This window comes from Caldalkalibacillus mannanilyticus JCM 10596, assembly GCF_000615945.1.
Lineage (GTDB): Bacteria > Bacillota > Bacilli > Caldalkalibacillales > JCM-10596 > Bacillus_AT > Bacillus_AT mannanilyticus.
The window spans coordinates 1-6745 of sequence record NZ_BAMO01000072.1; the positions used below are offsets into that span (position 1 = coordinate 1).

Here is a 6745-nt window from a genome sequence, read left to right on the forward strand (position 1 = left end):
AAGGAACTTACGTTCTTATTATACCAAATTGAGGAAAGTTTTGGCTAACGCCAACCGACATTCATCTCCCCCTTATCATTGGGCTTCGCCCTTCACACGATTGAAGAGGGAGTCTTCTGTCGGAAAATGATAAAAATGATCATGAAAAAAATGAACCGTTTGACCTGTTCACCGCTTTAATAGATAGATACCTGTACGGGAGGTGGTGTATGAAGTGGATTCCCTAGTAGAGCAAGCTAAACAAGGAAGCAAAGAAGCATTTACCTTGCTGATAAGAAAGATAGAGCTAGACCTTTACCGTATTTCTAAGAGCATTTTAAAAAGAGATGCTGATTGTGAAGATGCAATTCAAGAAACCATTTTACTTGCTTATGATCATTTGCCCAGCTTAAAGCAAGCTGCATATTTTAAAACATGGATTACACGCATTCTAATACACGAATGCTATTCCATTATCCAAGCTCATAAGAAGATCATCCCTGTATCCGAAATTATAGAAAGCAAGAATCCTGCGAACGATTATACTCAAATTGAAGTGAAGGAAATGCTGGGCAGATTAAAGGAGGATATTCGGCTCACTGCAATCCTTTACTACATTCATGATTTTAACACCAAGGAGATTGCTACGATTCTGGATATTCCTCAGGGAACGGTTAAATCACGGCTTTCTAGGGCAAGAGAGCAACTGAAAAAGGAGCTACTAGATAAGACAAAGGAGGTTAAACATGGATAATAACCATATTGATGCAAAAATTAAACAATACGTAAAGCGAGAACAAGAACAGCTACCTAATAGTGTAAAAGAAAGAATCGAACAAACACTTACTCAGTTACCAGAAGGAACATCAACATTCCAAGCAAAAACAAGATTTATTCCTCTACGCAAATCATTACTATTCGTTTCCATAGTTGTCCTGTCCGTGTTCTTAACGGGCTTTGCCTCCACGTATCTTTGGCAGCTATATGATTCAAAGGGTCATATTGTCTTAGAATTAAAGGAATTTGTCCAAGGAGATGAACCACTCGAAGATGAAATATTTGAAGAGATATTTAATGAATTACAGGATCAATTGAGCCCTGGAGAAGCAGTGCATGTCTATATACACGATCAGCAAAAGAACCCCCAAAAAATCGTTCGAACGATAAGCAATCCTGAAACATACACGAGCTTAGAAGAACTTGAATTGAAAGGAAAGGGACATTATTTGTATAAAATCCCTTCATACATGCCTGAAGGATTTGGATTTACAGAAGGGAGAATACACTATACATATGACAATCCAGCTACTACTGAAATGATAGAAGAAGCAGAACATATGGGAAATGATCTCATTATACGAGAAGCCAAGAAGAAGGAAGACATAGCTGGCATTGACTTGATATATTATAATCCTTTTCAAGAAAAAGTTTCTATCTTCATCCAAGATGGAGCACAGTGGGGAAAGGCGATTCATCGTACGGAATGGAAGGAGCAACATGCCCAGAAGTTAACAATCGGAAATATTGAAGCCCTCTATTATAATGATGGAACGCTCCAAGAGGTCATATGGATGGATGAAGAGAATGGAAAACAGCTCCTCTACTGGATAAAGACAGATTTTTTACAGCTTCCAAAAGAAGAACTAGTTGCTATTGCCTCCTCTTTGACTGAACAACAGCATTCACCAAAAAAATGATATGAGAAACTTATCTTCTCCGCTCTAGTAAAAAACGTGTCAACTTTTCGTTTCACAAAAAAGTTGACACGCAGCCTATAATTCCACGAGCTTAAAGCAAGATGCTCCACATTCCCCATACAACCTCTATATTTTCTCTTTAAGTAGTGTAACAATCTTTTGATAGAATGAACGTTCATGAGGCACAAAATCCTTTCTTCCTACCCACTTATCGATCATAACCTTCTGATTCATTTTATCTATTTTAAAACCCTGAACTCTTATCTGTTCAATTTCTCCTAACCACAACCGATAAAAATCCTTAAACTCAGCTTTAAACATCCCAGCAACTTCTTCTTTTTGTAAAATGAACTCACTAGAATTCTGGTGATAGCGATAGAGAAAAACATGAGCAATTTCTCGATCTATGAAATTATCCTTAACAACGCTATAATCTACTACCCCAAGTGGTTCTAATTCCTGAATAGCAACATCAATTCCTATTTCCTCTTTTAGCTCCCTAACTCCATCCGCTATCGTTTCATCTGCTAACAAATGCCCAGCGGCTGTAATATCTAAGAGATTGGGATAGTCTTTTTCTCTCTTCACTTCGGAGTTGAAGATAAATATAATCTTTCTCTCCCTCTTTCCCTACCAACCAACAATGGAAAGCTTCATGCCAATATCCTGCTCTATGTACCTCATCACGTGTAGCAACACCTATTTGATTTCTGTTATGATCAAAAATTTTAAGCTTCTCAATTTTCATTGTAATATGCCTCTTTTCACTGTCAACTTGACTTATCCTCACCATTTTTCTATATCCTGTATGACCATCATACCATTTGTTATAATTTCAATAAATTTATTTTTACGCTAAAAACTTGAACAGTAAGTCATTGTTTATTATTCTAGTTATACGCAAGGGAATGGTAGTAGTACATGGGATAGAAGTGAAGTTCCATTTCACAGCGCAGGCATTATGATGAATAGAAGAGGAGGCGATATCACATGATGTCCAAAAGAATAGAAATACTAGATATCGCAAGAGGAGCTGCTATTCTAGGAACACTAGGTACAAATATATGGATCTTTGCTCATTTAGGGAATTATGAATCTCTCTTTTTTGAAGGGACAGAATGGACTTATTCTTTGGATGCCATTGTATCCATGATCTTTTTGTTCTTTATGAATGGTAAATTTTTAGGTCTTTTAACCATTCTTTTTGGTATGGGACTAGAATTAAAAAGACAATCCTATATAAGAAGAAATCAAGAAAATATATGGCCATGGATTTACATATGGGGGATGCTTCTTTTATTTGCCGATGGCTTCCTGCATTTTCTATTTGTGTTTGAATATGACGTCCTGATGAGTTATGCCATATCAGGGATAATCGTAGCTTTATTACTCCGGTGTCAGACCAAAATCATTAAAAGAGTTGCCATTTCCCTTGGTTTAATCCACCTTATTTTGGTCATTCTTTTCTCCATATTAATAGAAGTTATATTTCGCGCTGATGATCTTCGCCAAGAATTTTTGCGAAGCCTCCAAGAAATATCTCTTATTTATCTGCAAGGTACATATTTAGATCAAATCATTTTTCGCTTCGAGGATTTTTGGGTTCACCGAGCAGAAGCCATTGCGATTATCCCGATGAATATCCTACTCTTTCTCTTCGGAGTGTATCTTGTCCGTAGCCGAGTCTTAGAGAAAAGCGAAGAAGGCAGACAAAGAAGAAAAAAAATGATGCTTTGGGGACTTGGAGTCGGGATTCCTCTTAATGCTCTCTCCCTTTTGCCGTTTCCTTCTCTAGCCATATTTGTCCGATATATCTTTGCACCACTGATGGCGATAGGTTACTTTATGTTCTTTAATTGGTTGTTGGAACGGAACGCCGCCGGTTTCTTCTTCCAACGTCTTTCTGAAGTTGGAAGAACCGCTCTGAGCTGCTATATGCTACAAAATGTTGTTGCTTCTATTTTATTCTATGGATGGGGGTTTGCCCTTGGTGGAACCTTACACTCTATTGAAATTATCGGTGTTTGGTTGCTCATCTGTTTCCTAATGCTCCTATTCGCCCATTTCTGGTTGAAAAAGTTTACTACAGGTCCTTTTGAGCTTATATGGAGATCATTAACGAATCTTCCTCTGAAGTTCTTGAAGGAAAGCAAAAAAGCGGCATAGGACAGGAAATGGTCTGTACTATGTCGCCTCCCTATTTCAGCGTTCCAAGTTAAAGTTAGCATGTTAGATTCCTGCTTTTTTGCTTTTTTAGAAGTCTTAAAGGAATCACCTTTAGTATTAAAAGTAGTAGCATATTGCAGCAAATGATCTAATATTTCTGTAGCCAACACATCACCTCCAAATTTCTTATTCTAGGTAAGAATTGTTTTAGGTCATGATCAACGCTCCATGTTCATAACGTTTTAAAGTGAGTGATATGAAAAGAGACCTCCTGCTCAGAATTTCCTTTTTTACAGAGCATCTTTTTATTCACTCAAGATGCCCTTTTAATTGAAACAATGAGATTTAACATGAAAGAACCTATAATAACCATTAGATTACTTAGAACAGCGTATATGAATCCATCAGCATTGATTATAAATTCAATTGATATCGGGTAAGTTAGAGGTGATAAAAAAGAAGGGAAAGTTCCACTATTCCAAATTAAAAAACATACACATGTAAGTAAAAGAAAGAAAATATAACCTACAGATACATTATTCCACATAGAAGAGATTACAGTACCTATCGAACTTAAAGCAATCATCCCACTAAAGAAAATAATTATACTATACACCAACGAAAGGTGATCAATATCTATACCACCTATACTAAATTCTATCGGAAAATAGAAGATACCAACTAATGTATACACAATGATGATCAAAGTCCCATAGCCTATTGTCGTCAATATAAGTATGATCCATTTCGAGATAAACCATTTGAAACGAGATACATTTCTAGTCAGTACCCATGTATCGAATTTATTTGAACAAAATAATATAGACATCAAATAGATCAATGGGATAAATTGAACCATCCACACCAATAACCGAAGTAAGGATTCATTTTTTGTTACACCACCAATAGTGTAAAATAAATAATCTTGAAGGTCATAAAGAGGAAAATATTTTGTAATCATAACTTGTACTAGAGCACAAATAACTAAAATAGTAATAATATAAATACTACTTCTTCTACCAAACATAAGATTATTATTTACCTTAACTAACCGCAGAAGCACTTATGATTCACCTGCCATATTCAGATCACGAGAGATCAGGGATAATCCAATAAAGTTAATTAAGAAAAAAAAAGAGATTATACACAAATGATGAATGTACCGAGAGACCTTCAACTAACTCAGAGTAAGTATTCGGATACATTGCAACCAAATACATTTGTGCAGTAGGTGTCCAAACGAATAAAGTTAAATCGGTTTTCCAGTATAGAAACCCGAGCAAAATAACAGTCACACCAATAATCATAGACAATGGAAGATTACGAGTTAATATGGATACAAATAAACTAAAGACACCAATAGCACTTAATGTAGCCCAATAAATAGATAGAAGGATAAGCAATAGGATAGGTGGAGAAATTTCATCTGAAAAAATGGCGATATTACTCCAAGCCACTCAAATCGTACGCCTCTGATGAAACTGACGACACTCACCGTGAAGACCGCAAAAATAACAAAACAAAAAGCAGCAATGGCTACCATAACTATTTTTGTCATGATCCAAATAAATCTTGAATTTATGCGAGTAATAATAAGAGGGGCTAAGTGATTATTTATGTCGCGAATAATCAGATCATTGATTAAAAAAAGAAAAAGTACTGGTAATAAGAACAAACATAAAAAAAAATTGCAGGAGAGTACCAAATAAAAAATCCCAATAGTTACTATCATGTTGAATAACTGTGACAATAAAAGAAAAGGTAAGCAATATTATATGTATAGTGACCCACCTCCACTTTCTCACCATAAAAAGTTGGTTATATTCAAACAGTAACATTCAACATATCCTCCCGTACCTCTACAAAGGAAATATTATTTTCAGACAATGTTTTCTCTAACTTTTGTGCATCTTCCCAAGATCCAGTAATTCTCCCTGTTGGTAATCCTTGATAGCGTTCACCTATCTTCAAATGTGGAAAAAATTCACTTAATCTCTCTAGATCAGAAAGAGTTTCTACCACAACGTACCATTCTTTTTCTGTTTGATAATGATGCAATGTTCCTTCCTTTAATAAATATACCCTGTCACATAGTTCGTCAATATCAGATTGGAGATGTGATACTAACACAATAGCTACTGACTTTTTTTTCTGCTCCATTACAACACTTTTCAACATCTCTACCCCATTTTTGTCTAACCCATTAGTAGGCTCATCCAACAACAATATTTTTGGTTTTTCCATTATTGCCTGAGCAATTGCTAAGCGTTGCTTCATTCCTTGAGAATAATGACGCACCACTCTTTTGTCATTTGGATCTAAACCTACTTTTTCCATTATTTTAACAATATATTCTTTATCAATTTTATTTTGGATGCTAGCCAACAGTAATAAATTTCTTAAACCAGTATAATTCGGGAGAAAACTTGGAGATTCAATTAATACACCCATTTTTTGGGGTGTTTTTCCAGTAAATCCTCTTTTTAATTGTTTTTTTAATATGATGACTTCTCCACTGTCTACATAGGTTAATCCACTTATAATCTTTAGTATTGTAGATTTTCCCGAACCATTTCCACCTATAATCCCAATCACTTCTCCTGGATTTATTTCCAAATTAATCTTCTCTAAAATTATTCTATGCTTATATTTTTTAATAATATTTTTCAAGCTAATCAATCTATGTCACCTCGTTTTTATTTTTAAATATAAATAAACCGAATGCTGTCGCGGAAATAACAGACCAAGAAATTAAAAGAAATAACGGAATTTCTAAAAGGCTATATCTTACATAAACAGCAATATATACTCCTGTCAGATTAATTGGAGAATAAGGATTACTATCAAACATAAACTGCAAAAATAAAAATACAATGAAAGGACTTGAAATTACTAAATAAATA

Annotated in this window: 6 protein-coding genes; 3 read left to right on the forward strand and 3 right to left on the reverse strand. The window is 35.0% G+C overall.

Going from position 1 to position 6745, the window contains the following annotated elements; genetic code table 11:
• Positions 1–214: 214 nt before the first annotated feature.
• Both JCM10596_RS22350 and JCM10596_RS22355 read left to right on the forward strand, forming a co-directional pair.
• Positions 215–733: an RNA polymerase sigma factor gene (locus tag JCM10596_RS22350; protein WP_034682106.1), complete on the forward strand. Its 519-nt coding sequence runs from the start codon at positions 215–217 to the stop codon at positions 731–733.
• A complete protein-coding gene (locus tag JCM10596_RS22355; protein WP_025029010.1) occupies positions 726–1676 on the forward strand; it encodes a hypothetical protein in 951 nt (316 codons plus the stop codon). The genes JCM10596_RS22350 and JCM10596_RS22355 overlap by 8 nt, the downstream gene beginning before the upstream one ends.
• Before the next feature lie 126 nt (positions 1677–1802).
• On the opposite strand, the gene JCM10596_RS27090 is transcribed toward JCM10596_RS22355, so the two are convergent.
• Positions 1803–2264 (reverse strand): NUDIX hydrolase, encoded by a 462-nt coding sequence (locus tag JCM10596_RS27090; protein ID WP_369345691.1) that lies wholly within the window; start codon positions 2262–2264, stop codon positions 1803–1805.
• Positions 2265–2666: 402 nt separating this feature from the next.
• Here JCM10596_RS27090 and JCM10596_RS22365 point away from each other — a divergent pair, with 402 nt between their 5' ends.
• Positions 2667–3842, forward strand: coding sequence for a DUF418 domain-containing protein (locus JCM10596_RS22365; protein ID WP_025029011.1), 1176 nt, complete (start codon positions 2667–2669; stop codon positions 3840–3842).
• Positions 3843–5666: 1824 nt separating this feature from the next.
• Here the strand turns inward: JCM10596_RS22365 and JCM10596_RS22385 are convergent.
• Positions 5667–6521 (reverse strand): ATP-binding cassette domain-containing protein, encoded by an 855-nt coding sequence (locus JCM10596_RS22385; RefSeq protein ID WP_025029015.1) that lies wholly within the window; start codon positions 6519–6521, stop codon positions 5667–5669.
• Between the two features lies 1 nt (position 6522).
• Positions 6523–6745: hypothetical protein (locus tag JCM10596_RS30655; RefSeq protein WP_034682108.1), on the reverse strand; the 223-nt coding region annotated here is incomplete at its 5' end.

Excerpts from the sequence above, each read along its gene's own strand:
- JCM10596_RS22355 (WP_025029010.1), top strand. The coding sequence starts at position 726 with ATGGATAATAACCATATTGATGCAAAAATTAAACAATACGTAAAGCGA.
- JCM10596_RS22365 (WP_025029011.1), top strand. The coding sequence starts at position 2,667 with ATGATGTCCAAAAGAATAGAAATACTAGATATCGCAAGAGGAGCTGCT.